A 26,054-nucleotide genomic window follows, 5' to 3' on the forward strand; every position below is an offset into this window, starting at 1 on the left:
GCCAAGTATGCAAGGTGGTCATGCGCAGATACACAGACATGACACGGTAGCGCGCGCATGCGCAGCCGCGCTACCGCTCACCCTGCCTATTGCCGCCGGATTCTTCTTCCTTGGCGGCTCATATGGGCTGCTCATGCATGCCAAAGGATTCGGCATACTCTGGCCGATTTCGATGGCATTCTTTATTTTCGCGGGTTCTATGGAATTTGTGACCGTGAATCTGCTGATGTCTGCGTTCAATCCATTTGCTGCATTCTTGCTCGCAATTATGGTGAACGCACGTCACCTGTTTTACGGCCTGTCCATGCTTGAACCATTTCGCGGACTCGGTTGGAAGCGACCGTACTTGATTTTTGCGATGTGTGACGAAACATTCGCGATTAACTCGTCTGCGACAATTCCACCCGACGTTGACCGCGGCTGGTTCATGATGTTCGTGTCTATACTCAACCGCTGGTATTGGATTGGCGGTACTGCAATCGGTTGGCTGATTGGGGGACTGCTTCCATTTTCCACGCGAGGTATTGAGTTCGTATTAACCGCGCTGTTTCTTGTGATTTTCTTAGATCAGTGGATGGGATCGCGACAACATGTACCTGCGATGGTTGGTGTGCTGGCATCCGCATTGTGCTTGGCTGTATTCGGCTCTGAACGGTTCATGATTCCGTCACTGGCACTCATGCTTGTGTTGTTCGTTGCGTTGCGTCCATATCTCGATGATATGCGAGGAAATATTGGCGATGACGATCATGCCGTCGCTGCGGATGATACCAAGGATGGGACTGTGGAACAGGGGGAGACGGCATGACGATGACCATGTGGCAGGCAGTCGCAACGATTGCCGTAGTAGCATTTGGCACGATGCTCACCCGGTTTGTGCCGTTTTTACTGTTTCCAGAATCCAAGGAACCACCGCAATTCGTACGCTATTTAGGCAAAGTACTGCCATACGCCATGACCGGCTTGCTTGTCGTATATTCACTCAAGGACGTTTCGCTCGCCTCAGGCAGTCACGGCATCCCCGAAGCAATCGCTATGCTTGCAATCATCGGACTGCATGTGTGGAAACGTAATATGCTGCTTTCTATCGCTGGCGGCACGATTTTGTACATGATTCTCGTCCAACTTGTATTCGCGTGATCACAGTGCTTTGCGCTGAAAGACAGAGCTGGTTACGACGCCAATCCCATGCGGAACTTCAACGTCATGACGCGTTCGGCCGACTGCCGCACACGTCGCGCAAACGACTCGTCAGTACGTGCGCGAGCCAACAAGCCTTCGATAATTGGTTGCACATATGAATTGTCACCGATGCATGCGAGATCACCTCCTGCTTCAATGAGCCGTACGCCAAGCTGATCGGGAGCGATGCCACCTAGAGCGGCGGCTGACAATGAATCAGATGTCACCACACCGTCATAACCAGTCTCTGTACGCAGCAGACCGTTAATGATGGTAGGTGAGAATACGGCGGGAGCAGTTGAATCAATCTGTTGATAGGTAGCCAGTGACATCATCACCATCGCCGGCTCTGATTCGTGAATAACTTGTGTGAATACGCTTATTTCGGGGCCGTTTGCCGTGGTGGTTACATCGAGAATACCGTCTGTCGTGAAATCCGTGTTGCCGGTCACGGCTCCCAGTCCGGGATAGTGTTTGACTGACGCGCCAACCCCCGAGTCACGCATCCCCTCAACGAAAGCGATCGCATGATCGGCATTACCGTTCGCATCTAAACCGAAATCACGATTCAATGCACCAATCGGAGCGTTGGACGCACGGTCCACCGTCACTGTTCCAGCTACCGGTGCCAGATCAATACCGATACCAGCTGTCGCGAGCTGATTGGCCCACACCTTAGCCGATGCGCGCAACGCGTCGGGCGTCATCGTCCCTTGCACCACGGCGGAAGGTATTCGATCAAAACCTGGTCCTTTGAGATGCTGGACAAGACCTCCTTCCTGATCGGTGGCAATGAGCAATCGATGCTGTGTCGGCGTATACGATTGCAACACGTCGGTGGCTGCACGTACCGACGCGACTCCACTAGTCCAATTCCCGATGATGAGCACTGAACCGATATGCTGTCCTGCGATCACATCATGCAGTGTGGACGGATCGGTTCCTGCAAACAGTGGTGCCATAATAAGCTGTCCGACCTGTTCCTCAAGGTTCATCGCAGCAACAGCATGCCGTGCATGGGCCAAATTTGCGTCTATCGGCGCAGGTACGGCAATGCGAACCAGATCGTCATGTATATTAGGGCGCAACGTTGGACTGGTAACAGTGCCTACCACAGAATCGATTGTTTGGCTGTTGTTAACGTTGTCTGTATATTCGCTGCCAAATTGTGAGCAAGCTGTTAACGATACGATCATCGCGCAACACAGTACTGTGGCAAGCATCATGCGCACAGCATCACATACGCGCCGCACTGCTTTATCGATAACAGAAATATGATGAGTGTCGTGCCAAGCAGTATGACAGTCGCCAGCAGCAACAAAAAATCCCATATCCCTGATTATCTCACCGCGTCGCGCCTAACGATGCTGTAAGCATAAGCTATTTACGTACCTGACGATACGCTGGGGATTATGTCATTTTTCGATGCGTTTGGTCCCTTATTCGATGGCGACCCTCACAATCGCAACCGCCAGTCAAACGGCAATGATGATGGAGAGCCGATCATCATCAACGTGCAAGCTGATGGCGACGATTCAGCCACACCTCACGTTGATACCTCGGCACGCCCACCACGCCGGCCTTCCGAACCACGCATCACGCAACGGCCAAGCGGGCCACAGTCCAACCGTGGCTCAAAAATCCTCATCGGCGTGGCGCTTGCACTCGTCGTGATCGTCGGATTATTCTTCGGCCTTGCCCAATTCATCACTGATCTCATGTGGTACGGTCAGCTCGGTTTCCAAAGCGTGGTATGGACACAACTGGGCACCAAAGTCGGTCTGTGGATTGCATATGCGCTCCTCATGGCACTCACTGGATTCATCTCCGCCGTGCTCGCCATCCGTGCTCGCCCCGACTCTGCTGACGGCTCAACCATTCGCATTAACGGTGACGTGATCGAGATTGGTAAGGGCGTTGCTTCCAAGACCGCCCGTCGCGTGGCCGTTGTGATCTCCTTGATCGTCGGCGCAGTATTCGGCTCACAGTTCAACGCGAACTGGGCTGACGTGCTCCTCATGTTCAACGCGCAATCCTTCGGCACCACCGATCCCCAATTCGGTCTCGACAACGGTTTCTACGTGTTCATCCTGCCCGGTCTTGAACTGGTCGTTTCAGCCATCTCCATGCTGCTGTTTATCGGCATTGTGTTTTCACTAGTCAGCCATGTGCTTATGGGCGGCATCCGTTTCACGATGCCTGTGCACGGCCGCGGTATTCTCGCCGTTACTAAGCGCGCTCGCCGTCAAATCGGTATCTGGCTTATCTTGAACATGTTCGCATGGTCTGCTCGCCAAATCGTCGGCGTCTTCACTCATTTGACGGAGCAAGGCTCACGTATTACCGGTGCTACCTACACCACCGTGAACGCCACTATTCCGGTCACGTTTATTATGGCCGCGATCACTGCCATTCTCGGTGTGTTCCTTGGTATTTGGCTGATGCGCTCGCATGCCCTCGAAGGCCCTGCGAATCCTGCGGTACGAGCGGTTGCGGCTCTCAAGGCATGGCGCACACCAGTGGTGGCTATTGCCGCCACGCTTGTGGTTTCGCTGGTACTTACCGTCGCCTGGCCAATGCTCTTGCAACGGTTCAAGGTCAACCCTAATGCGCAGGAAATGGAATCAACCTATATTCAGCGCAATATCAAGGCTACTCAGCAGGCATATGGTCTCGATAATGTTAAGGTTGAACAGTATAAAGCCACGACTAAGGGTGAGTCTGGAGCACTGTCTGGCGAAGCGGACACAACCGCACAAATCCGCTTGCTTGACCCGCAGATCGTCTCGCCAACGTTTAAGCAGCTGCAGCAGTCCAAGCAGTACTACACGTTTGCAGACACGCTTGCTGTTGACAAGTACGAGATTGACGGAGAAAGTCAGGACACGGTTATCGCTGCGCGCGAGCTTGATCTCGACGGTCTTGACAATCGTAACTGGGTCAACGATCACACCGTATATACACACGGATACGGTATCGTCGCCGCGTACGGTAATAAGGTAACGGCGGACGGTCAACCGAAGTTCTTTGAATCGGGCATTCCGACGCAAGGCAAGCTCACCGATAACGAGAAGTATGAGCCGCGTATCTACTTCTCGCCGAATGCGAGCGAATACTCAATCGTCGGTGCTCCGCAAGGCACGAAGTCGTGGGAGTTTGACTATCCGACCGGTTCCGAGGGTGCGACTACCACATTCGAGGGTAATGGTGGCCCGTCAGTTGGTAACATTTTCTCGCGATTACTCTATGCGATTCGATTTGGTTCTGATCAGATTTTGTTCTCTGATCGTGTTACATCCGCATCGCAGATTCTCTACGATCGTTCCCCGAAGGAGCGTGTTGCGAAAGTTGCGCCGTATTTGACGCTTGACGGCCGTGTGTACCCGGCGGTCGTTGACGGTCGCGTCAAGTGGATTGTTGACGGGTATACGACTTCCGATGCTTATCCGTATTCACAGATGACGGATTTGGGGCAGGCAACCGCTGACTCGACCACTGAAACATCCAATACGGTGCAGGGACTTGGCTCGCAGCAGGCCAATTACATTCGTAACTCGGTCAAGGCTACTGTTGATGCCTACGATGGCTCGGTTGATTTGTATGTGTGGGACGAGAACGATCCAGTCATTAAAGCATGGCAGCAGATCTTCCCCGGCCAATACCACCCGGTTTCTGAGATTTCCGGCGATTTGATGAGCCACCTGCGTTACCCGGAGAATCTGTTTAAGGTACAGCGTGAACTGCTTGCCAAATATCATGTGAGTTCGGCAAACCAGTTCTTCTCTGGTGAGGATTTCTGGCAGACGCCGGTTGACCCGACCGAGTCTGAGGCAGCTCAGTCGCGCGATATTCTTCAACCACCGTATTATTTGACGTTGCAGACGGGTGGTACGAAGGAGCCGATTTTCTCGCTGACTTCGTCGTATATTCCTGCTGGTACGTCGACGCGTGAGATTTTGACTGGCTTCCTGTCAGTTGATTCTGATGCTGGATCAACCAAGGGCGAGATCGGTTCCAACTACGGTACGATTCGCTTGCAAGAATTGCCGAAGGATTCTAACGTGCCCGGTCCTGGTCAGGCGCAAAACAATTTCAACGCGGATGCTGACGTGTCTAAGGAATTGAACCTACTGCAATCCGGCTCTACAAACGTAGTACGCGGCAACCTGCTCACTCTGCCGCTTGGCGGCGGACTCGTGTACGTGCAGCCGGTATACGTAAAGTCGAGCGGTTCGACCTCGTTCCCGCTGCTCAAGAAAGTACTGGTTGCCTTTGGTGATCAAGTTGGCTTTGCTGACACGCTTGATGAAGCACTTGATCAAGTGTTCGGCGGTGATTCCGGTGCGGCTGCTGGCGATGCGGAGAATGCGGCAGGCGGCGCTGGTGCTGGTACCAACAGCGGCCAATCTGGCTCAACAAACCAGAATGGTTCCGGTACTACGAACGAGCAGGGGAATGGCTCTGGTAGTTCTAGCTCGAACGGCAATGCAGCAACATCGGCTGATCTTAAAGCTGCACTACAGGATGCTGCACAAGCAATGAAAGATGCCGATACCGCCATGAAGAACGGCGACTGGAGTGCATACGGCGAAGCCCAGAAGCAGCTTCAGGAAGCCCTCGATAAAGCTCTCGCACTTGAGCAGTAGGGGCGGCAGACAGTTGATTTCCTGATGGGGGAGCGATCGTTCTAGCAAACGATCGCTCCCCTTACGTCTTTAGATATAAAATTTTCGAATGTTGAAAAATTCTTATTATGTCAATGCGACAAAAGAGTAGAAATAATCAAGCCATTTTAGATTTATAGTACAAGATGTGCGTGTTGATAAAAATTCTCATATATAATGAAACTACATCGAAGATGATGGAAGAAGGAAATTATGAGAAAAAAATATATTACTTAGTTTCGTACATTATTAGTTTTGTAATGTTGACTAGTTATTTACCGGTCGCGTTTGCAGATGATGCTTTTCGATATGATGAAAACTATGTTTCAAGTCAATTGATGGATTATGTTATGCTATCTAAGGAGGCTGAGCTAATTTCACGATTCGATGATTCACACTCATCGAATATAAGCGATTATCGAAAAAGTATAGCGTATAAAATTAAAAACAATTTAACAGATGCTGGATACGCTGCATTTGTTGTGGACAGTAGTACATATTCAGATGTTCAGATAGAATTAGGCGCTGATCTGCAATCTATGAATCTTGATCTTCAATATTCTTATTTGATTGTCGGAGCTTCCCCAAATAATGCAATAGTTCGTAGGGGGTGTTATCACCACCTATAAGCATACATATGCTGGGAAGACGTACGATCTGCGAACTCTTCAAGTCACATCCGCAGATGATCCTGCATACGGAAAATCTACATATAAAGATTTGTTAGATTCTACCATTCGTAAAACAATTATAGGATGTATCAATGAAGCTGTCATCGCATATATCAGTGCAATAAGTAAAAAATTGGGTACAGTTGCATCGATTACTGGGCTTGATGTATCGCAAATTGTAACTTCGAGCAGAGAAACGTTGCTTTTTCATGCTGCCACGAATTGGACTCGCGAGTTTACTCAGGTGAAAGGTCAGTATGGATGGACTAGCGGTTCTTCTGTTGAATATGCAAGATTGCTGTCATATATGTCTGGAGATTATTATGATAAAAGAACTAATAGTTATCGAAGAGTTCCTGAGGATCAGAAGTCTGTAATACATTACTCTTCTTATTATAATAATTATACTTGGAGGAAGGATCGTGCGGTTATTGGATATTTGCAGTCAGCTATTCAATGGAACGTTACTGGAGATATTAAATATCGCTGCAGGGATAAAGTTATAACGCATAAAGAAAACTTTTAGTTATAGATAGTCATGTGGCCTTGATTCACATTGTTGTGTAAAGGCCACATTAATTTGCATTAGGAAATTATATGAATGGCGGGTATATGCATTTTGATTTTCGTGGGAAATATTTTTCTCGATTTACGATTGGTATAATATTTTTTATATTTATTGTAATCTTTTTTCCTGTTCCATCTCATATTGAAATCGAGGGAGGAGCCTGTGCTTTTGTTAATGGTAAAGCGGTTGATGAAAAAATCCATCTTTATTATGATGCTTGGGTTGGATCAAGTTTTCTTGGGAAAGATATTATGTCGGCCCATATCTCCTTATTATCTGACAATAGAGGAGAAATTCTATCTAATAAGAAAATAGAAGGTGTTGCAACTTATTTATCTAAAGATAATGAAGGCCAACCCATCAGACGCTTTAATAGCACATATTATAATGAAAAAATTAATGGTTATGTGCCAATTGGTGGATATCTAACTAAAGATAATGGATCAATTATATTGTCTTTCAATGAGGTTACTTATACCGCTCCGATAGATAATGTCTGTGATACTCAACTTTATTAAGTACTTTTATTATAAATAGCTAAATCGTTGGGATTTTTACGGTGAGAATATACGAATCACATGTTCCCTATAGATTTGAGTGAATCACTCGTCAGGATTCTCATCATTTTCTGGAGGTCCCAACAGTACACGTTCGCACACATTCACAATCGACATCAGCAATACCGTCAACAGCACAATCACAATAGTTGCTGAAAAAATCAGCGGCGTACGAAACGAGTTATACGCAGCCTGTAACCAAATACCAAGACCCTTGCGCGCGCCTAAATACTCCGCAGTCGTAGCCGTGGCAAAAATATACGCGGCACTAATGCGCACGCCGCCGAAAATCTGGCGAGCTGCCACGCGCAGTTTGACATGCCACAGTGTCCATACCGGAGTCGCACCACATGTAAGCGCCACGTCAGAATAAAACTGTGGTACCGCTTTCAGACCACGAATCGTTTGCACGGCAATCGGGAATAATCCCCAGAAGGCAGTGATCACGATCTTGCCGGAGATCTCAAATCCAAACCAAATCAAAAACAACGGGGCGATAGTAATCAGCGGCATCGTTTGCGCCGCATACAGTAACGGATACAACGCAGCATTTAACGTACGAAAACAGTAAAACGCAATACCAATCAGTACACCGCACAGTACAGCGAACGCAAATCCAACAAATCCTTCAATGATGGTGACTTGGGTTGCCGGCCATAATGTTGGCCACGCATCAATCGTAGCTTGCACAATCTGCGTGGGAGAGGAGAACATACTCGTCGGCACATGGGATAATCTCACCCACGCCTCCCACACCACTAACAGTATGATCACTGCTGTAGCAGTAGCAATACGATCCAAGAGTTGTTGTCTGCGTTCCAAACGACGCGAATTATCCATGTCACCTTCCCCTTTCTTGGGGTGCATACAATAAGTGGACGACGGCGGTCACGGTAAGGTGAGGAGCCCGCTGCCGATTCATCCAAGGAAAACCCATGACCATTATGACGATTCAACGGACTTTCACGAACGCTCATGCTCAATAGTGAACTAATCGTGAACGTGTGCTGCTTCAGCTGGTATATGCATTGTTTGTCCGATTGTTCACATGCACAGATAGAATAAAAGCGCTTCAGCGCCAATGTGTGGCAAACCAGTCGATACAATTCGCTTGTAATCGTTACCCGAACATCGACTGGGGGCATTGGGCAAGCGGAATCAGGCCCTCAGTCGCTCTCTGCCGAACTCCGCTTGAAAGCATCCCAGAGAACGACGCGTAGCAATACGTTGAGAAGAACTGATTTAGGGAATCATTATGACCATTGCGTCAACAATACGCACAACACTGACCCGTGCTGCCGCAGCTATTCTAGCTTTCGCTATGGCATTTGCCATCGCCGGCTGCGGAGCCACTGCAAACAATACGGACAATACTGCGAGCGGCGACAAACTCACAAAAGTTACCTTCATGCTCGCGTGGATTCCAGACACCAACCACATCGGCGTATATGTCGCAAAAAACAAAGGCTACTTCAAGGAAGCTGGACTTGACGTCGACATCATCGCTGTAGCAAAAACCGGCGCTGAACTCGCCGTCAACAACGGACTTGCCGACTTCGCACTGTCGAACATGTACAACGCCGCAAGCTACACCGATCTCAAAGGCGCACATATCAAGCAAGTATTGCAAGTCCAACAAAAGCCAAGCGCAATCTGGTGCGCGCTCGCCAGCAACACAGCAATCAAGTCCCCAAAGGATTTTGACGGCAAGACCTTCGCCACATTCGGCGGCAACGAATCTGACATCGTCATCAAGCGTATGGTCCAGTACGACGGTGGTAAAGGCGAGTTTGACAAAGTAACCGTCGGCACGTCCACGTTCAAGACGCTCGAATCCGGTCGCGCGGACTTCGGCGGCTTCTACGCCACATGGGAAGGCGTGCAAGCCGACATGTACGGCCCGAAGCTCAACTGCTTCACCGAACCTGATTACGGCGTACCCGGCAACGGTGACGCGATCGGTATTATCACCAGCGACAAGATGATTAAGGAAAACCCGGAGGTCGTGCGCAAATTCGTGCAAGCATCTCAGAAGGGTTACGAATACGCATACGAGAACCCAGATGACGCGGCTTCTATCCTCGTCAAGGAAGCTCCCGACGCCAATCTTGAAGAAGCATTCGTCAAGAAGAGCATGCACATGATCGTTGACGGACAGTACTGGGGCGATCCAGCCAAGATCAAGGACGGTTCCTTCGTGCTCGGCACCAACGATTTTGTGGAGACGCAGAAGCGTTTCGACTTCCTCGGTGAAGGCCACGCGTACACCGACGCTAACGGCAACCCGGTTGATACGGTGCCTCAATCCAAGGACGGTGCCACTAACGAGTTCCTGAAGGGAGCTAAATAACCTATGACACGAATCGTGCTCGACGCCGATACCGGTATTGACGACACCCTAGCCTTATGCTATTTACTCGCTTCACCTGAGGCTGAGCTATTGGGGATTGTCGGTACGTATGGCAATGTAACTGCACGTGAGTCTGTACGTAACAATCGTGCGGTGCTACGCCTCTTCGGCCACGAGCACGTTCCGGTCATGCTCGGATGCGAAGCACCATCATGGGCTGATGCATTTCAAGTCGATGAAGGTTGCGCTCGCTTCCACGGTTCTAACGGACTCGGCAACGTAAATCCAGCGAAATATAATCGTGCGAATGCATCAAAGACACTGGATACAACGGCGTCGAGTCTGTTGGACGACGGTACAATAGCGGCAACATCTTCCGTCAGCGATACAGCACATGCTGAACAGTCAGTATTTCGTCGCCAGTTAACTGTGTCGATTGGCGGGGAACGCGCGTCGGTGGAATCGACGCCAACATTGGCATCTGAAGCTGCGATGGTTGACACAAGTCGACACGGTGAAGGCGTGCAGTTCATCATCGATATTGTGCGTCAATACGGTTGTGACGTTACTATCCTCGCTACCGGTCCACTCACTGACGTAGACGCAGCAATCTCACTGGCACCAGATATCGTGCCAAACTTGCGTGTAGTGATTATGGGCGGTTCCCTCACGCAAGAAGGTAACTGTTATGATCTGATCTGCGAGACCAATATATTCCAAGATCCAGAAGCCGCCAATCATGTATTCCGCTCCGGTACTGACGTAACGATGATCGGTCTTGATGTGACTCACCAATGTCTGCTTACACGTGCTGACGTACAGTCATGGCGTGATACAGCCACTGCTCGCGGTGCATTCCTCGCTGATATGACCGGTTTCTACATCAATGCAAACGAAGCCAGCGATCCAATTTTCCTTGCAGGAAGTCCGTTACATGATCCGTTGGCTGCGGCCGTTGCACTCGATGCATCTCTCGTCAACTGTTTCGATATCAATATGATGACAGAAACAGCCACCGGTAACGGTCACGGATTCCGTGGACGTACTATTGGAGACCCTACGAAACTACGTGACCCGCACAAAACCACGCACGTTGCTTTACACGTAGACGCGCAACGTTTCACAACACAGTTGCGCGAACGAATCTGCGCACTGTGTACGGACTAATACGCTGATTCGTGTGACCGAATGTTGTTGCAAGTCGTGCCTGTATGCCGTGCTAACGTCGAGTCATGCTCGAATACACGATCCGACCTATTGATGAATCTCGCGAATCTGACCTGCAAGCTGTTAGAGACATATATAACGAGGCTGTAATTCGCGGTGGCGCATCTGCTGATCTCGTACCAGTCTCACTGGACGCACGCCGCGCATGGGTTGACTCGCATCAGCCACGTGGCAAATATCCAGTCGTCGTTATCGACGTCACTGATCCTATAACTGGCGTGTCAACGGTCGCCGGATTCGGTTCCCTCTCAAAGTTCCATCAACGTGCCGGATACGACGGTATTACAGAACTCAGCTACTACATTGCAAGCGCCTACCACGGTCAAAAACTCGGCACAGCACTCGTACAATGGCTACTCGACGCTGCTACAGCGCGCAACTTCACTCACGCTACCGCTATTATCTACGCTGATAATGCCGGTTCAATCGCGCTCATGCACAAGTTCGGATTCACTCGCTTCGGCTTGTTACCCGCCGCTGTCACCACCGCCGGCGACCCCACCCCGAAAGACATGAGCTACTGGGTTAAACCATTGCAATAAGTGTGATACTACTCAGAAAGATGCTGACTAAGTCCGAATATTGTAGCTTGTGCATTGGCCCCATCTTGGACAGTACGAGCAATGAGATCACGCAAATCATCAAGATCATTATCCATACTTTTCGCTGAAGCTCGCCGCATCCACTGTCCGTTAACATGAGACCAATCCAGTGGATGACCAGCATCGGCTGCAATAAACGTCCAGAACAGTCTCTGCACTCGTCCATTGCCTTCCCGGAATGGGTGAATACGATTAACCTGCGCAAAGTGATAGGTGAGACGTGTAATAAATGTTGCTTCATCCATGCCAGCAAGTAATGATTCCGAGTGCAGCAGCCGACTCTCCTCTCCCATATCATGAACGATACGATTCCACGGCGTAAAAGAATGCGCCGTATCGTGTTCTTTGTATAAGTCAACTGTGCGGATTTTCCCTGCCCACTCATACACAGCACCAAAAAGACGTGCGTGAATCTCACAAAGTTGACGCAAATCACCGGTATTAGCTGGAGGATCAATACGAAGCATCGGCTCCGCATAAGCCGTGGCATTCGCTTCTAGCTGATCAAGTTCTTGCTGTGTATAAACTCCTGCTTTATTGCGCAGTACTGTTGTTCCGGGCATAAAGTAGGAGTGCCAACGAAGATAGTTAAGCTCAAGAGACGACAAGTCGACGGATTCCTCTCTCGGTTAATTCCTGAGCATTGATATATCCATTGATAAAATCTTCAAGATCTGCATTGGTTAAAGAATCAGGAGACGGTAGACCCTCGATCTCTGCATTATGAATTGATGCAGCCACGACACGTTCACGAAAAGTCTTTCGCTGCGCAGAACTTAACTGAGAAAACGATGTCATAATTGCTACCTGTCTATCTGCATGTTTTCATGAAGCTATCGACGAAAATAATACTTGAGCATATGGATAGCATATGTAATTATCAAAAGATGCACTGATGACGGCGGGCACGGGTATGATTCGTATGTTTCGTATATGTACGTCGTGAAGATACGACGCGAGGCGAGTGATAAGAGTAGGGATACGAAGATGGCATCTGATTTTTGGCTGATCGTAGGATTAGGCAATCCGGGCAAAAAATACGAAGACACGCGGCACAATATGGGTTTTATGACTGCCGACGTGCTCGCTGAACGCTGGTCAGTTGCGTTTAGCGATCACAAAGGACTCGCGATGCTCGGCAAAGGCGCAATGCAACTACAGGGCCGCACAGTCAAATTCTTCCTCGCGAAACCGCTAACCTACATGAACGATTCAGGCAACGCAGTCGCTTCGATCAGCGCTTACTATCAAATTCAACCTGATCATATCGTCGTTATTCACGACGATATGGACCTCGAATTCGGCCGTATCAAAGTCAAAGCCGGAGGCTCTGCAGGCGGACATAACGGTATCAAATCCATTGACCGTTCACTTAGCACACCCAAATACGCACGCGTACGCATGGGCGTCGGTCACGCGAAACGCGGCGCCAACGCCCACGACAACACCATCAACTGGGTACTCGGCGGATTCGGCCCAGACCAACGCAAGCAACTGCCCGATTTTCTCGCCGACGGTGCCGACGCAGCAGAAGCCATTGTTTTTGACGGACTAGCGAAAACTCAGGAGAAGTTCAATGGTCGATAACGCCAAACGTCAACGTACGGCAAACTCGACAACCGCAGCCAACCCATCACTCATCCACGGCTCTCTCGCCGGCGTACTTGACGCACTCGATCGAGATCCAGTCTTCCACCAACTCAGCGTCGACGGCATCGAACCATACAGCGACGACCACACTGACCCAACCATCACCATCGGCATCCCCGAAGGCATAAGACCAGCACTCGCCGCCGCAACCGCCACACACAACAGCAACAAGTCAGTCATCCTCGTCGTCGCATCAGGCCGCGAAGCTGAAGAAACCGTCAACGCACTGCGCTCATGGTACGACGGCAACCCCAACGACATCGCCCAACTCGAAGCATGGGAAACCCTGCCACACGAACGGTTAAGCCCACGCGCCGACACAGTCGCCAGCCGCATGGCAGTCTTCCGCAGACTCACCCATCCGAGCACCACTAATCCCATGTTCGGTCCGATCAAAATACTCGTCATGCCAGTGCGCTCGCTGATTCAGCCGGTCGTCAAAGGTCTTGGCGACGTTGAACCGCTCGTATTTACGCGTGGTGAGGAACTACCACTGGACGAAGCGTCAGCACGGCTTGTTGAGAACGCATATACGCGCGTTGATTTGGTAATGGATCGTGGCGAATTCGCTGTGCGTGGCGGCATTATTGACGTATTCCCGCCCACCGCTCCACACCCGGTCCGTATTGAGTTTTTCGGTGATGACATCGACACCATCCGTGAATTCCATGCGTCTGATCAACGCACCTACGGTGACGGATTAGCTACGATTTGGGCGACGCCATGCCGCGAATTGCAGCTTACGCAGGCGGTACGCGATCGAGCGCATAGTCTTATCGGGCAGATTCCCAACGCTGATGACATGCTTGAGTCTATTGCGAATGCGATTCCTGTCGAAGGTATGGAATCGCTGATGCCGGCACTGATTGACGACATGGAGCCGATTACTGTCATGCTCGATAAGCATGCGCTTATCATGCTGTCTGATCCAGAAAAGTTGCGCCGTGCTGCCGATGATCTTGCAAAAACAGCTAATGAGTTTCTCGCTGCCAGCTGGCATGTTGCCGCATCTGGACACGGTGCTGGCGCTCCGATTACGTTCGATCAAGCGAGTTTCCTTGACTTTGAGGACATGATCAATTCGCTCGCGTATTCGAATCATGATGTGTGGAAGCTCAGCAGTTTTGGTGTGGATACCACGCTGCCGAATCATGTTATGCTTGCCGCGCAAAATCCCGGTGAATATCGAGGTGACGAAGAGAAAGCTGCAGCTGGTATCGAAGGACTGATTGACGCTGGATATCAGGTTACGGTTACTGCTGCTGCGCAAGGTACGCTAACGCGTCTCAAACGTGCGATTAATGAAACCGGTATTGCCACGTTTGACGTTATTCGTTCTCAAGCTGTGGACGGTTTTGTGGACACAGCGGCAAAGATCGCGCTACTAACTGAGCGTGATTTGACTGGACGTTCATCTGCTGCAGGTGTTGCAAAAACGCCGAAACGTCGGCGCAAAGCGATTGATCTCATGGAGTTAAAGCCCGGCGATTTCGTCGTGCATGAGCAACATGGTATCGGCCGATTTGTTGGCATGAAGCAACGTGAAATCGGCACTGGTGCGAACAAAAGTACGCGCGAATATCTCATTATTGAATATGCGCCGAGCAAGCGCGGTGCTCCAGCTGACAAACTATTCATTCCTACTGATCAGCTTGACCAAATCAGTAAATATATCGGTGCGGAAGTTCCTAAGCTCAACAAACTAGGCGGTTCCGATTGGGCTGAAACCAAGGCAAAAGCGCGCAAGCATGTGCACGAAATTGCTGAGGATTTAGTCAAACTGTATTCGGCTCGCCAACGTACTGCCGGTTTTGCGTTCAGTCCCGACACACCGTGGCAGAAAGAATTGGAAGACGCGTTCCCGTATCAGGAGACTGCCGACCAGCTCACCACGATTGACGAAGTCAAAGCTGATATGGAAAAGCCAGTGCCGATGGATCGCCTCATCTGTGGCGATGTGGGCTTTGGTAAGACTGAAATTGCTGTGCGAGCTGCATTCAAGGCGATTCAGGACGGCAAGCAGGTGGCTGTGCTCGTGCCCACTACGCTGCTCGTCCAGCAGCATTACGAGACGTTTACTGAACGTTACGAAGGTTTTCCGGTCACGGTTGCGGCAATGAGCCGATTCCAGACTACGAAAGAGATTAATGAAACCATCGAAGGCTTGGAATCTGGCGCGGTGGACGTGGTCATCGGCACGCACAAGTTACTCAACCCGAAGATCAAGTTCAAAGATCTTGGCCTTGTGATTATTGACGAGGAACAACGCTTCGGTGTTGAGCATAAGGAAACACTCAAAGCTTTGCGCACAAACGTGGACGTGTTGTCACTATCTGCAACACCGATTCCACGTACGCTGGAAATGGCAGTGACTGGTATTCGTGAGATGTCTACGCTGGCGACTCCGCCTGAGGACCGTTTGCCAGTGCTCACGTATGTTGGCGCCTATGAGGATGCGCAGGTAACTGCTGCGGTGCGACGCGAATTGTTGCGCGGTGGACAAGTCTTCTACGTGCATAATCGCGTGCAAGATATTGCGAAAACCGCGGCGAAAATTCACGAGCTTGTGCCCGAAGCGCGCGTCGGTATTGCACACGGCAAAATGGGGGAGAAGCAGCTCGATCAGATCATCCGTGACTTCTGGCATCGCGATATCGACGTACTCGTATGTACGACGATTATCGAAACGGGTCTTGATATTTCGAATGCGAACACGTTGATTGTTGATCATGCTGACAAGTTTGGTTTGTCTCAGCTGCATCAGTTGCGTGGACGAGTCGGTCGTGGTAGGGAACGCGCGTATGCGTATTTCTTATACGATCCGAGCAAGCCGATGACTCAACAGTCGCATGATCGACTGGCGACGATCGCACAGAATACGGCGCTTGGTTCCGGTTTCGACGTGGCAATGAAAGATTTGGAGCTGCGCGGTACCGGCAATCTACTTGGCGACGAACAATCTGGGCATATTGAGGGCGTTGGCTTCGACCTATATATTCGCATGGTGTCTGAAGCGGTTGAACAGTATAAGGAACCGGAACGCGCGGTTGAACCGTTGACGGTGACGATTGATCTGCCGATTGAGGCGTCGATTCCGGTTGACTATATTGACTCGGATAAGTTGAGGCTTGAAGCATACCGTAAACTTGCGGCAGCACATAACGAGGATGATTTGCGCGAACTGTCTGAAGAATTGAGTGACCGTTACGGCAAGTTGCCTGAAGAGTTTGAAACGCTGTTCGGTGTGGCTCGACTCCGTATGCGGGCGCGTACGCTTGGAATTTCGGAGATTGTTGCGCAAGGTAAGAATGTGCGTGTCGGTAAGATTGACCCGCCTGAGTCGTTGCAGATGCGTATTAACCGTATTTATAAAGGTGCGCAGTATCGTCCGCTCACGCACACGTATCTGATTCCTGCCCCGTTCGCAGGGTCTCTCGGTTCTGGTCCGATGAGTGGTGAAATGGTTATGGACTGGGTGAGTGACTTGCTCAACGATTTCGCGTGGACGTCGAAGAAACGCGTGGATACGCATTAAGCAAGTCGAATATGAGATGGGATCAATATGAGTGTAGAGCACGGTTGTTCGCAGGCGGCAATGATATCTGGCATGCATATTCGCTGCGCTGAGACGCGAGACATTGAGCAGTTGCATAAGTTGTTGCGTCAAGTACTTGAAGTTCATCACATGGGTCGACCAGATTTGTTTAAAACTGGTGCGACGAAGTATACGAACGATGAATTGTGTACTATTCTCGCAAACGAACAAACTCCAGTATTTGGTGCGTTTGCTGATGATGATGTGACGTTACTGGGTTATGCATTTTGTATATTTCAGCAGCATGAACACAGTAATATTCTCACGGATATTACGACGTTATATATTGACGATTTGTGTGTGGATGAATCAGCGCGAGGACAGCATATCGGTACTGCTTTATACCAGCATGTGCTTGATGTTGCGCGCTCGGCTGGTTGCTACAACGTGACGTTGAACGTGTGGTCATGCAATCCGGGAGCACAAGCGTTCTATGAGCGTTTGGGATTGACTCCGTACAAGGTTGGTATGGAACAGATTCTCTAATCACGCACGTACAGTCAACATACGCACGCATATGGTCGCTGTGGGAGTGAAAATCGGATGTATGTGTGCGAATTGTATTGCTCTGCTAAACCAAAAATGACGACATTGATTCTTTCCCTAGCTCCCCTTGTCAGCGAAGCTGACTGAGAGATAGTCCGCAAGTATATGTCAAAGTTGGTTTAACAGATCTAATTGTATTGCATTACCTTGGTTGGTGTGGATGTTATATAACAACAATGCACGAATTTACGACGTAGTTAGTCGCATGTGCCACGTATGTGCAATATGGAATATGCGATGTCTACATGAACGATGCGTGAATAGAATATGGACAAGAATACGGCGATCTCACAATGATGTGAGCGCTCACATATTCGTGTCGCGTGATCTTGCATCTCGTCCATAAATTCCACTATTCTTGACGTTGTCATCACAACCTAACGTTAAAGGAGTAGTTGTGGCAGCAATTGAAAGCGTGTACGCGCGTCAGATTCTCGATTCCCGTGGCAACCCGACCGTTGAGGTTATCCTCGACACTGAGGACGGCGCTGAAGGCCGTGGTCTGGTTCCGTCTGGTGCTTCCACCGGTGAAGCTGAGGCTTGGGAGCGTCGCGACGGCGACAAGTCCGTTTACGGCGGCAAGGGTGTTCTGAACGCGGTCAAGGCCGTCAACGAGGAGATCGCTCCGAAGGTCATCGGCATGGATGCCTCCGACCAGCGTGCTCTCGACGACCTGATGATCGAGCTCGACGGCACCCCGAACAAGGGTCGTCTGGGCGCAAACGCCATCCTCGGCGTCTCGCTGGCCGCCCTGTACGCATCGGCTGAGTCCGCTGATCTGCCGCTGTACCGCTACATTGGCGGCACCAACGGCCACATCCTGCCGGTTCCGAACATGAACATCATGAACGGTGGTGCTCACGCTGACTTCGCAACCGATATTCAGGAGTACATGATCTCCCCGTACGGTTTCGACACCTTCCACGACGCACTGCGCGCTGGTGTTGAGGTCTATCACACCCTGAAGAACGTCCTGAAGAAGGAAGGCCTGAACACTGGCCTCGGCGACGAGGGTGGCTTCGCTCCGAAGCTGAAGTCCAACAAGGACTCCCTGAACTACATCGTCGACGCTATCTCCGCTGCCGGCTACGAGCCGGGCAAGCAGATCGGCATCTGCCTCGATGTGGCTTCCTCCGAGTTCTACAACAAGGAAACCGGCAAGTACCACTTCGAGGGTGGCGAGCGCGACGCTGAGTACATGCTCGACTTCTACGAGCAGCTCATCGAAGAGTACCCGATCGTTTCCATCGAGGACCCGTACCAGGAAGAAGGCTGGGACGACTGGGCAAAGATCACCGCTAAGCTCGGCGATCGTCTGCAGTTCGTCGGCGACGACCTGCTGGTCACCAACCCGAAGCGTCTGCAGAAGGGCATCGATCTGGGTGCTGCCAACTCCCTGCTGGTCAAGCTCAACCAGATCGGTTCTGTCACCGAGACCCTCGACGCTATCGAGCTGGCCACCGCTAACGGCTTCACTTCTATGGTTTCTCACCGTTCTGGCGAGACCCCGGATACCACCATCTCCGATCTCGCGGTTGCTAAGAACACCCGCCAGATCAAGACTGGTGCTCCGGCCCGTGGCGAGCGCGTTGCCAAGTACAACCGCCTGCTCGAGATCGAGGAGGAGCTCGGCTCCACCGCTCAGTACGCCGGTTACAGCGCCTTCAAGGCTTGCAAGAAGTACATCGCTAAGTGAGTCATTGACTCGCCGCGTGTGGCTTCGCTGGCATAGTATCGAACATCGTATATCATGCCGGCAAGTTCAATAGCATGGCGTAGACGTGCATAGCCCGTCGCATTCTCAGTCGAATGCGACGGGTATTTTTATTACCTATGAGTGCACGATCGACATCTGGTAAATCCCGAGGTAGTAACAAAAAAATCAAAAGTGCCGCCAAAACGACTGGATTCTCGTCGCGATCATCGCGCACAGCGACAATAAACAAAACAGACAAGCGCACGTTCACGAAAACCAAAACCCGTAGTAGCGGTCCAATCGTGTTTTTTATTGCGCTCTTTATTGTCGCGTTGGGAACTATCCAACTGCTGTCGACGTTCTACACATATGCAATCAGTGTGTCCGAACTCAACGGTTTGAAACGCGAAGAAGCATCACTTATCGCGCAAAAACAAGAACTTGAAAACAACATCACTCGGTGGGATGACAAAGCTTATGTTGCAGCACAAGCTCGTGAAAAGCTCGGTTTTGTATTCCCCGGTGAACAAGTGGTACATGTACTCCATCCCGAAGCAGTAACTGGTGATACAACTTCCACTGATACCAATATAGACACGACGTCACGCACTACCAAAAAAGCCTTGCCTTGGTACAGTGAATTAGCGTACTCGTTTGAACAAGCGGACAAACGACCCGAACAAACGAGCACAGAAACACATTCAACTACGAACAATACGACCGATCAATCTAACCAATCCGAAACCACTACGACCGACACCAATACGGAGGACCAACAACAGTGACGAATCTTGATACCACGATTATGGACCAAGCAGCAGCACTCGCAGATCGTATTATGGCTAATCCTGCCAACGATCACGACGTCGCTATCGTCGAACGTCAACTTGGACGTTTCCCTCGTGGTATGGTTGCGGTCGGTGCGCGGTGTGTGTGCGGTCGGCCGCTCGCGGTCGTCACTCGGCCCATGCTGCCCGGAGGTGTGCCATTCCCGACTACTTGTTACCTCACTGGTCCGGAAGTGGTCAAGGCCGTTTCTCACGTGGAAGCAGACGGTGTGATGGCTGACTATAATGCGTTGCTCGCTCAAGAGGGTGAGGATGGCGATCGTTTGCGTGCTGCATATCAGCGTGCGCATGATCTCTATCTTGCGTTCCGTCACGAACTGGCCGTCCGTCTTGGCGATGATGAAACGCATATCGCGGGTATTAGCGCGGGCGGTATGCCGGTCCGCGTTAAATGCCTGCATGCGTTACTCGCGCAAACGTTGGTTATGGGCGAAGGTGTGAATCCGATCGGTGACATGACATTGGCTCGTATTGCTGACGAATTCGATCCGCATGTATGCCGTTGTTCAGTTGATGCTGAATAATATTGGCTGTTACCAGACATAGGGGGAGAGGCTGTGCGATGAATGATAATCGGCATTCGGATCAGCATTCAGTAACGGTCGCAGGTATTGATTGCGGCACGAATTCGATCAGGCTCAAGATTGCGCGTGTGGATGCGGACGGTATGCACGATATCGTGCCGCGTACGCTACGCGTGATTAGACTCGGGCAGGATGTTGATAAAACGCATCGTTTTGCTGACGAAGCGTTGGAACGTGCGTATGCTGCGGCCCGCGAATTTGCGCAGATTCTGTCTGCACATCCGGTTGATGGATTGCGATTTGTAGCTACGTCAGCAACGCGTGACGCTGAGAATCGTGATGAGTTTGAGAATGAGATCGAACGGATTCTTGGGGTGCGTCCTGAAGTCGTTCCCGGTACCGAAGAAGCTGATTTGAGTTTTCTCGGTGCTACGAGCGTGGTGCCACGTACACAACTTGATGCACCGTTCCTTGTGGTTGATTTGGGTGGAGGCTCGACGGAACTTGTGCTCGGTGGCGATGGTGTTCATGTGCCGGATACGCAAGTAGAAGCGGCATTTTCAATGAATATTGGTTCAGTTCGTATGACTGAACGTCATTTACACTCTGATCCGCCTACGCAGCAAGAAATCGATGAAACAATTGCTGATATTGACGCGCACATTGATGAAGCATTTCAAACGGTACCAGCGGGTAAAACGCGTACGATTATCGGTGTGTCGGGAACGGTCACCACGATGACTGCGCTGGCGCTCGGTTTGAAAGAATATGATCATCGGGCAGTTGATGGTGTGAGGTTGAGTCTTGAGGATGCGTTCGCTGTTGATGATCGGTTCCTTCGCATGACTCGCGCTGAACGGCGTACGTATAAGACTATTCATCCGGGACGTATTGACGTGGTAGGCGGTGGAGCTCTCGTTTGGAGCCGCGTTCTTGCTAAAGTGTCAGCGGCTGCCGAGGCTGATCATGGTACGTCGATTGATTCGTTCGTATCGAGTGAACATGGCTTGCTCGACGGTATCGTGCTTGATTATGGCAGGCGTTTACTGGCGCAATAACTCGTGTTACGAGAGCGATCGTTGCAGTTCGGCATGACGCGACATGCCGAACTAGAGTTGATGTCGTACAATGGTACGGTTGATCGTTTTCGGTCAGCGCCTCCGTGGCGAAATGGTATACGCAGTCGACTTAAAATCGACCGCTTCGGCTTGTGGGTTCGAGTCCCATCGGAGGCACTTAAGCGGCTTGGATGCTGATGCGTCCGCCGAGCGCGTGGATAACCTTGAGGATGGTCTGGAAGCTCGGATTGCCGTCTTTGCTGAGGCTCTTGTAGAGGCTTTCGCGTCCGACGCCGGCTTCTTTAGCGATCTGAGTCATACCCCTCGCTTTAGCAACATTACCGAGTGCTTCCTGCATGAGTGCGGGATCATCGTATTCAGCGATGGCGTTGAGGTAAGCGAGGATGTCTTGCTCATCCTCAAGGTATTCGCTTGTATCGTAATTGGTGAATTGTGTACTCATTGCTGCTCCTTATAGTTGTTGAGAATGTCGTGAGCGTGTTTGATATCGGATTGCTGAGTGCTTTTGTCTCCACCGGCTAGCAGTAGCATTAGCACGTTACCGCGCATAGCAAAATAGACGCGGTAGCCAGCTCCGAAATGGAATCGCATTTCGCTAACGGGTCCTCCTGTGGGTTTAATGTCGCCAAGTGGTTTGCCGGCGATCTTGCATGCGTCAAGACGGGCCATAATGGCAGCTTTTGCCTCGCGGTTCTTAAGTTTTCTGAACCACTTTGCAAATTCAGCGGATTGTTCAATTTCCATTGTTATATCGTATCCTATGAGATACATATTTGTCAATTTATGTAATGTTCGATTGACTTGGAACTTTATTTTCTTGTGGGTTCGAGTCCTATCGGAGGCACTTAAGTGACGATGAGTTGCCAAAAATAACGGCGTTCGGAAACATTGGGTTTTCTTGGTTATCGTAGACTGTCCGCTCGTATAGGAATGACCGTTTTCTAGTCGTTGAGATGCGGAGGGAGTTGCTCATGACTGATTGGTTGGCAGTACGCCGTGAATCAAACGATGCTTTGCCGCAGATGCTGGTGCAGGCAATCATCATAGCTGGCGTACTATGCATCTGTGAGCTGGTCAGTGCACCAATTTATGTGCGTATGTCCGGCAATGCTTTCAACATATTGCCGTGGTTTCTTGTCGCTGACTTGTTTGCGGTGGCCTTCACCTACACTGTTGGATTCATCCTGCTGTGGGCGGTGGAATCATTGACTGATCGATTAGACATTCCTAAAATTCTGCCGTTTGTCTATGCGTTAGCTGGCCTGATCGGATTCGCGGCTTGGGGATATGCAGTATTTCCTGCTGTAATCAATGCAATCATCGTGCCAGCTCACGGTATCGCACTCACCAGTGCTGCCAAACTTGGTATAGGCGTTAACTGTGCCGCAGCAGGATTCGTCGCGTTTTTCTTCGGTGCGATTCTACCGAGTAGACTTGCCTCACGACGTACCACGGTTATCGTGATCGGAGTAGTGACTGTTGCATTCGCTGTGCTCGGCGGTATTATCTATGGGCTGACGATAAGCGCACTGTCCTGATATGGACAAACATAGAAACGTATATTGCTCAATAAAACTTACTGATAACATCACTGCATCGTCCGACATATGGACTCGCTATACTGACAGTGATGTTCAGTATTCTCGATATGTTCAAAATCGGTGTCGGCCCGAGCTCATCGCATACCGTAGGCCCAATGGTCGCCGGTCAACGATTCGCCACGTCCCTTGTCTCATCCGGCGCGCTTAACCGTGTACACCGTATCCGAGTCGTACTCTATGGTTCTCTCGCGTTAACTGGACTCGGTCACGGCACGGATCATGCCATTATGGCCGGTCTCGAAGGTGGATTACCGGCAACAGTCAACACTGACCATGTACTCACCATCCGCCAAGAATGCGAAGCTAACGGCACACTTAACCTCGCCGGTACTCATCCAGTCGCCTTCGACTATGATCGCGACATTATTTTTGAACGTTGGCAACGCATGGCCGCGCACCCCAACGGCATGCGATTCCAAGCCTTTGATACTGCCAGCAACCTCGTCGACGAACAAGTCTGGTACTCCATCGGCGGCGGATTCATCCGACAAGGACACCCCGACGATCTCATGATCGGTATACACGACCGGCCGCCAGCAGGCACCTCCTTCGCTGACCAAGATGAAAGCTCATCTACCGACTTTGGACCACACGTACCCTACAACTTCACATCAGGCGACGAACTCGTCGCACTCTGTCACACACACAACATATCCATCGCCGAACTCGTCTGGGCAAACGAAACTGTCACCAGATCAGCCAACGAAGTACGTGCTGACCTCATCAACGTATGGCATACTATGCACGACTGTGTCACCAACGGATGCACCAGCGAACTGGCCACACTGCCGGGTGGTCTCGACGTACCCAGACGTGCGCCCAAAATGTACGCACGACTGGCCGCCAACAGCGACGTACTCAAACGAAATCACCGACTCGACGCAGCACTCGAAGCATCAGACGCCGCATGGGTCGATCTGTTCGCGCTCGCCGTATCCGAAGAAAACGCTGGGGGAGGGCGCATTGTAACAGCACCAACGAATGGTTCAGCTGGTATTATTCCGGCTGTGCTCCAGTATTACTGGCATTTTGTTGATGCGGCTGACGAAGATGGTGTCGTCACTTTTCTTCTCACCGCTGGTGCAATCGGCTATCTGTTTAAGCGTAACGCGTCGATTTCTGGCGCTGAAGTTGGATGTCAAGGTGAAGTTGGTGTTGCCTGTTCGATGGCTGCTGCTGGCTTATGTGCGGTGATGGGTGGTAATCCGGCTCAAGTGGAAAATGCGGCTGAGATTGGCATAGAACACAATTTGGGATTGACTTGTGACCCAGTAGGCGGACTCGTACAGATTCCGTGTATTGAGCGCAATGCAATGGCAGCGAATACGGCGATTAATGCGGTGCGTATGGCTATGCTCGGTGACGGTTCGCATATTGTCAGTCTTGACCAAGCCATCAAAACGATGAAGGATACAGGCGAAGACATGATGGCGAAATACAAGGAGACTTCTGAAGGAGGGCTCGCGGTTAATGTCGTCGAGTGCTGAGTTTTTGTTGAGAGCTCAATAAGTGAGAAACTGCCTGTTTGCGTCGCGTATCGTATGCTTTCGCGTGACATTGTGTTATGAGAATGTGAGTGCGGTTGCAAGGTCGGCGTGGCGCGGGTATTCTCATGTACATTGTGCGTCACTAAGGAGGAACACATGGCGAACATGCCCAAGGTTAACGCCGAATTCGGTGCTACGCCGTCCATCTCGTTTGACGGAGAGGCCCCAGCTGGTCTCAAAGTTGTTGAGCTAGTGGAAGGCGACGGTCCGATGGTGCGTCGCGGCGACACGGTGACTGTGAACTATCACGGTGTTGTCTGGGGCAAGACCGATCCATTCGATTCGAGCTTTGCTCGTCACCAGCCTGTCAGCTTTGGCATTGGTGTCGGTCAAGTCATCAAGGGTTGGGATCAGACTGTGCCCGGGCACAATGTTGGCTCGCGTCTGGTCGTCTCAATCCCGCCGGAATACGGCTATGGCTCGCGGGGCGTCCCGCAGGCCGGCATCGGCGGCGGTGACACGCTCGTGTTCGTGATCGACATCATCTCGACCCGCTGACATTCGTCTCGGATCGAATCACGCTCGATTCTCGAAGCGTGGACGCGTCGGCGCAAGTCGGCGCTTTTTTCGTACCATACACCATTGATACTATGCGTCAACTAAGGAGGAATCATGGGTGAGGAGAAAGTCGTCCCGCTTACGCAGGACGCTTATGACAAGCTGAAGGATGAGCTCGCATATCGCGAAGGACAGTACCGTGACGAGATTACCAAGCGTATTGCTGCGGCGCGTGCTGAGGGTGATCTGTCTGAAAACGGTGGTTATCAGGCTGCTCGTGAAGAGCAGAGCAAAAATGAGGGCCGCATTAACGAGCTGACGGTCAAACTGCGTAATGCAAAGATCGTGGAAGCTCCGAAGGCTGGCATTGTTGGCAATGGCTCGTTGGTGACCATCGAGCTGGCTGGTAACGAGATGACATACGTGCTGGGCGCGCGAGACATGGCTTCGGTCACCAAGTATGACGTACTCAGTGAAGAATCGCCGATTGGCAAAGCTATTATGGGTGCCAAGGCTGGGGATACGGTCAGCTATCAGGCGCCGAACGGCCGCACGATTAGCGTAACTGTTAAGGATGCGAAGCCACTCGAGTAGTGAGCTTGTTTAAACGAAAATGGCTCTCCTGACAAGGGGAGCCTAGACATCTGAG

General features: G+C 50.9%; 26 protein-coding genes and 1 tRNA gene. 21 read left to right on the top strand and 6 right to left on the bottom strand.

What is annotated here, in order from left to right:
• Positions 1 to 7: 7 nt before the first annotated feature.
• Together BHAP_RS07590 and BHAP_RS07595 are read left to right on the top strand one after the other, a co-directional pair.
• Positions 8 to 808, top strand: coding sequence for an AzlC family ABC transporter permease (locus BHAP_RS07590; protein WP_094730134.1), 801 nt, complete (start codon positions 8 to 10; stop codon positions 806 to 808).
• Complete coding sequence (locus BHAP_RS07595) at positions 805 to 1,140, top strand: branched-chain amino acid transporter permease (protein ID WP_094730135.1); 336 nt, start codon at positions 805 to 807, stop codon at positions 1,138 to 1,140. Before BHAP_RS07590 ends, BHAP_RS07595 begins: the two co-directional genes overlap by 4 nt.
• A gap of 32 nt (positions 1,141 to 1,172) precedes the next feature.
• Here BHAP_RS07595 and BHAP_RS07600 read toward each other — a convergent pair whose 3' ends face one another.
• Positions 1,173 to 2,408 (bottom strand): glycoside hydrolase family 3 N-terminal domain-containing protein, encoded by a 1,236-nt coding sequence (locus tag BHAP_RS07600; protein ID WP_169713191.1) that lies wholly within the window; start codon positions 2,406 to 2,408, stop codon positions 1,173 to 1,175.
• 186 nt (positions 2,409 to 2,594) lie between these two features.
• Here BHAP_RS07600 and BHAP_RS07605 point away from each other — a divergent pair, with 186 nt between their 5' ends.
• The 4 genes from BHAP_RS07605 to BHAP_RS07615 all read left to right on the top strand — a co-directional run bounded on the left by BHAP_RS07605 (position 2,595) and on the right by BHAP_RS07615 (position 7,603).
• On the top strand, positions 2,595 to 5,828 hold the full coding sequence (locus tag BHAP_RS07605) for a UPF0182 family membrane protein (protein ID WP_094730136.1): 3,234 nt from the start codon (positions 2,595 to 2,597) through the stop codon (positions 5,826 to 5,828).
• A 212-nt stretch (positions 5,829 to 6,040) separates the two neighbouring features.
• Positions 6,041 to 6,475 carry a hypothetical protein gene (locus BHAP_RS07610; RefSeq protein ID WP_094730137.1) on the top strand — a complete coding sequence of 145 codons (435 nt, stop codon included), beginning with the start codon at positions 6,041 to 6,043 and terminating at the stop codon, positions 6,473 to 6,475.
• A 91-nt stretch (positions 6,476 to 6,566) separates the two neighbouring features.
• A complete protein-coding gene (locus BHAP_RS11500; RefSeq protein WP_143248765.1) occupies positions 6,567 to 7,043 on the top strand; it encodes a hypothetical protein in 477 nt (158 codons plus the stop codon).
• Between the two features lie 71 nt (positions 7,044 to 7,114).
• The gene (locus BHAP_RS07615) at positions 7,115 to 7,603 is read left to right on the top strand and encodes a hypothetical protein (RefSeq protein WP_094730138.1); all 489 of its coding nucleotides are present in this window, start codon (positions 7,115 to 7,117) and stop codon (positions 7,601 to 7,603) included.
• 84 nt (positions 7,604 to 7,687) lie between these two features.
• On the opposite strand, the gene BHAP_RS07620 is transcribed toward BHAP_RS07615, so the two are convergent.
• The gene (locus BHAP_RS07620) at positions 7,688 to 8,482 is read right to left on the bottom strand and encodes an ABC transporter permease (RefSeq protein ID WP_094730139.1); all 795 of its coding nucleotides are present in this window, start codon (positions 8,480 to 8,482) and stop codon (positions 7,688 to 7,690) included.
• 415 nt (positions 8,483 to 8,897) lie between these two features.
• Between BHAP_RS07620 and BHAP_RS07625 the strand changes: the two genes are divergently transcribed.
• The 3 genes from BHAP_RS07625 (at position 8,898) to BHAP_RS07635 (ending at position 11,761) form a co-directional block, all read left to right on the top strand.
• The gene (locus tag BHAP_RS07625) at positions 8,898 to 9,992 is read left to right on the top strand and encodes an ABC transporter substrate-binding protein (protein WP_094730140.1); all 1,095 of its coding nucleotides are present in this window, start codon (positions 8,898 to 8,900) and stop codon (positions 9,990 to 9,992) included.
• A 3-nt stretch (positions 9,993 to 9,995) separates the two neighbouring features.
• Positions 9,996 to 11,159 carry a nucleoside hydrolase gene (locus BHAP_RS07630; protein ID WP_094730141.1) on the top strand — a complete coding sequence of 388 codons (1,164 nt, stop codon included), beginning with the start codon at positions 9,996 to 9,998 and terminating at the stop codon, positions 11,157 to 11,159.
• A 65-nt stretch (positions 11,160 to 11,224) separates the two neighbouring features.
• Positions 11,225 to 11,761 carry a GNAT family N-acetyltransferase gene (locus BHAP_RS07635; RefSeq protein ID WP_094730142.1) on the top strand — a complete coding sequence of 179 codons (537 nt, stop codon included), beginning with the start codon at positions 11,225 to 11,227 and terminating at the stop codon, positions 11,759 to 11,761.
• 8 nt (positions 11,762 to 11,769) lie between these two features.
• Here the strand turns inward: BHAP_RS07635 and BHAP_RS07640 are convergent, their stop codons facing one another.
• Positions 11,770 to 12,384: a Fic/DOC family protein gene (locus tag BHAP_RS07640; protein ID WP_143248766.1), complete on the bottom strand. Its 615-nt coding sequence runs from the start codon at positions 12,382 to 12,384 to the stop codon at positions 11,770 to 11,772.
• A 31-nt stretch (positions 12,385 to 12,415) separates the two neighbouring features.
• The gene (locus BHAP_RS12155) at positions 12,416 to 12,619 is read right to left on the bottom strand and encodes an antitoxin VbhA family protein (RefSeq protein WP_158216455.1); all 204 of its coding nucleotides are present in this window, start codon (positions 12,617 to 12,619) and stop codon (positions 12,416 to 12,418) included.
• A gap of 189 nt (positions 12,620 to 12,808) precedes the next feature.
• Here BHAP_RS12155 and pth point away from each other — a divergent pair, with 189 nt between their 5' ends.
• The 8 genes from pth to BHAP_RS07680 all read left to right on the top strand — a co-directional run bounded on the left by pth (position 12,809) and on the right by BHAP_RS07680 (position 21,915).
• Entirely contained in the window at positions 12,809 to 13,408 is a 600-nt protein-coding gene (gene pth, locus BHAP_RS07645) for an aminoacyl-tRNA hydrolase (protein WP_094730144.1), read from the top strand.
• A complete protein-coding gene (mfd, locus tag BHAP_RS07650) occupies positions 13,398 to 17,006 on the top strand; it encodes a transcription-repair coupling factor (RefSeq protein WP_094730145.1) in 3,609 nt (1,202 codons plus the stop codon). Before pth ends, mfd begins: the two co-directional genes overlap by 11 nt.
• A 63-nt stretch (positions 17,007 to 17,069) precedes the next feature.
• On the top strand, positions 17,070 to 17,552 hold the full coding sequence (locus tag BHAP_RS07655) for a GNAT family N-acetyltransferase (RefSeq protein WP_420807727.1): 483 nt from the start codon (positions 17,070 to 17,072) through the stop codon (positions 17,550 to 17,552).
• 457 nt (positions 17,553 to 18,009) lie between these two features.
• Positions 18,010 to 19,308 carry a phosphopyruvate hydratase gene (gene eno / locus BHAP_RS07660; RefSeq protein WP_094730146.1) on the top strand — a complete coding sequence of 433 codons (1,299 nt, stop codon included), beginning with the start codon at positions 18,010 to 18,012 and terminating at the stop codon, positions 19,306 to 19,308.
• A 113-nt stretch (positions 19,309 to 19,421) separates the two neighbouring features.
• Positions 19,422 to 20,093 carry an FtsB family cell division protein gene (locus BHAP_RS07665; RefSeq protein ID WP_094730147.1) on the top strand — a complete coding sequence of 224 codons (672 nt, stop codon included), beginning with the start codon at positions 19,422 to 19,424 and terminating at the stop codon, positions 20,091 to 20,093.
• 20 nt (positions 20,094 to 20,113) lie between these two features.
• Positions 20,114 to 20,680: a DUF501 domain-containing protein gene (locus BHAP_RS07670; RefSeq protein WP_094730186.1), complete on the top strand. Its 567-nt coding sequence runs from the start codon at positions 20,114 to 20,116 to the stop codon at positions 20,678 to 20,680.
• 38 nt (positions 20,681 to 20,718) lie between these two features.
• Positions 20,719 to 21,738, top strand: a complete 1,020-nt coding sequence (locus tag BHAP_RS07675) for a Ppx/GppA phosphatase family protein (RefSeq protein WP_094730148.1) — start codon at positions 20,719 to 20,721, stop codon at positions 21,736 to 21,738.
• Positions 21,739 to 21,836: 98 nt separating this feature from the next.
• A tRNA-Leu gene (locus tag BHAP_RS07680) sits at positions 21,837 to 21,915 on the top strand.
• Position 21,916: 1 nt separating this feature from the next.
• On the opposite strand, the gene BHAP_RS07685 is transcribed toward BHAP_RS07680, so the two are convergent.
• Together BHAP_RS07685 and BHAP_RS07690 are read right to left on the bottom strand one after the other, a co-directional pair.
• Entirely contained in the window at positions 21,917 to 22,201 is a 285-nt protein-coding gene (locus BHAP_RS07685; protein ID WP_094730149.1) for an addiction module antidote protein, read from the bottom strand.
• Positions 22,198 to 22,503, bottom strand: coding sequence for a type II toxin-antitoxin system RelE/ParE family toxin (locus BHAP_RS07690; protein ID WP_094730187.1), 306 nt, complete (start codon positions 22,501 to 22,503; stop codon positions 22,198 to 22,200). The genes BHAP_RS07685 and BHAP_RS07690 overlap by 4 nt, the downstream gene beginning before the upstream one ends.
• A gap of 227 nt (positions 22,504 to 22,730) precedes the next feature.
• On the opposite strand from BHAP_RS07690, the gene BHAP_RS07695 reads away from it, so the two are divergent.
• The 4 genes from BHAP_RS07695 (at position 22,731) to BHAP_RS07710 (ending at position 25,999) form a co-directional block, all read left to right on the top strand.
• The gene (locus BHAP_RS07695) at positions 22,731 to 23,297 is read left to right on the top strand and encodes a hypothetical protein (RefSeq protein ID WP_094730150.1); all 567 of its coding nucleotides are present in this window, start codon (positions 22,731 to 22,733) and stop codon (positions 23,295 to 23,297) included.
• A 92-nt stretch (positions 23,298 to 23,389) separates the two neighbouring features.
• Complete coding sequence (locus BHAP_RS07700) at positions 23,390 to 24,847, top strand: L-serine ammonia-lyase (RefSeq protein WP_094730151.1); 1,458 nt, start codon at positions 23,390 to 23,392, stop codon at positions 24,845 to 24,847.
• A 156-nt stretch (positions 24,848 to 25,003) separates the two neighbouring features.
• Positions 25,004 to 25,405 carry an FKBP-type peptidyl-prolyl cis-trans isomerase gene (locus BHAP_RS07705; protein ID WP_094730152.1) on the top strand — a complete coding sequence of 134 codons (402 nt, stop codon included), beginning with the start codon at positions 25,004 to 25,006 and terminating at the stop codon, positions 25,403 to 25,405.
• A gap of 114 nt (positions 25,406 to 25,519) precedes the next feature.
• The gene (locus tag BHAP_RS07710) at positions 25,520 to 25,999 is read left to right on the top strand and encodes a GreA/GreB family elongation factor (protein WP_094730153.1); all 480 of its coding nucleotides are present in this window, start codon (positions 25,520 to 25,522) and stop codon (positions 25,997 to 25,999) included.
• The last annotated feature ends 55 nt before the right edge of the window (positions 26,000 to 26,054 follow it).

This window comes from Bifidobacterium hapali (genome assembly GCF_002259755.1).
Taxonomy (GTDB): domain Bacteria; phylum Actinomycetota; class Actinomycetes; order Actinomycetales; family Bifidobacteriaceae; genus Bifidobacterium; species Bifidobacterium hapali.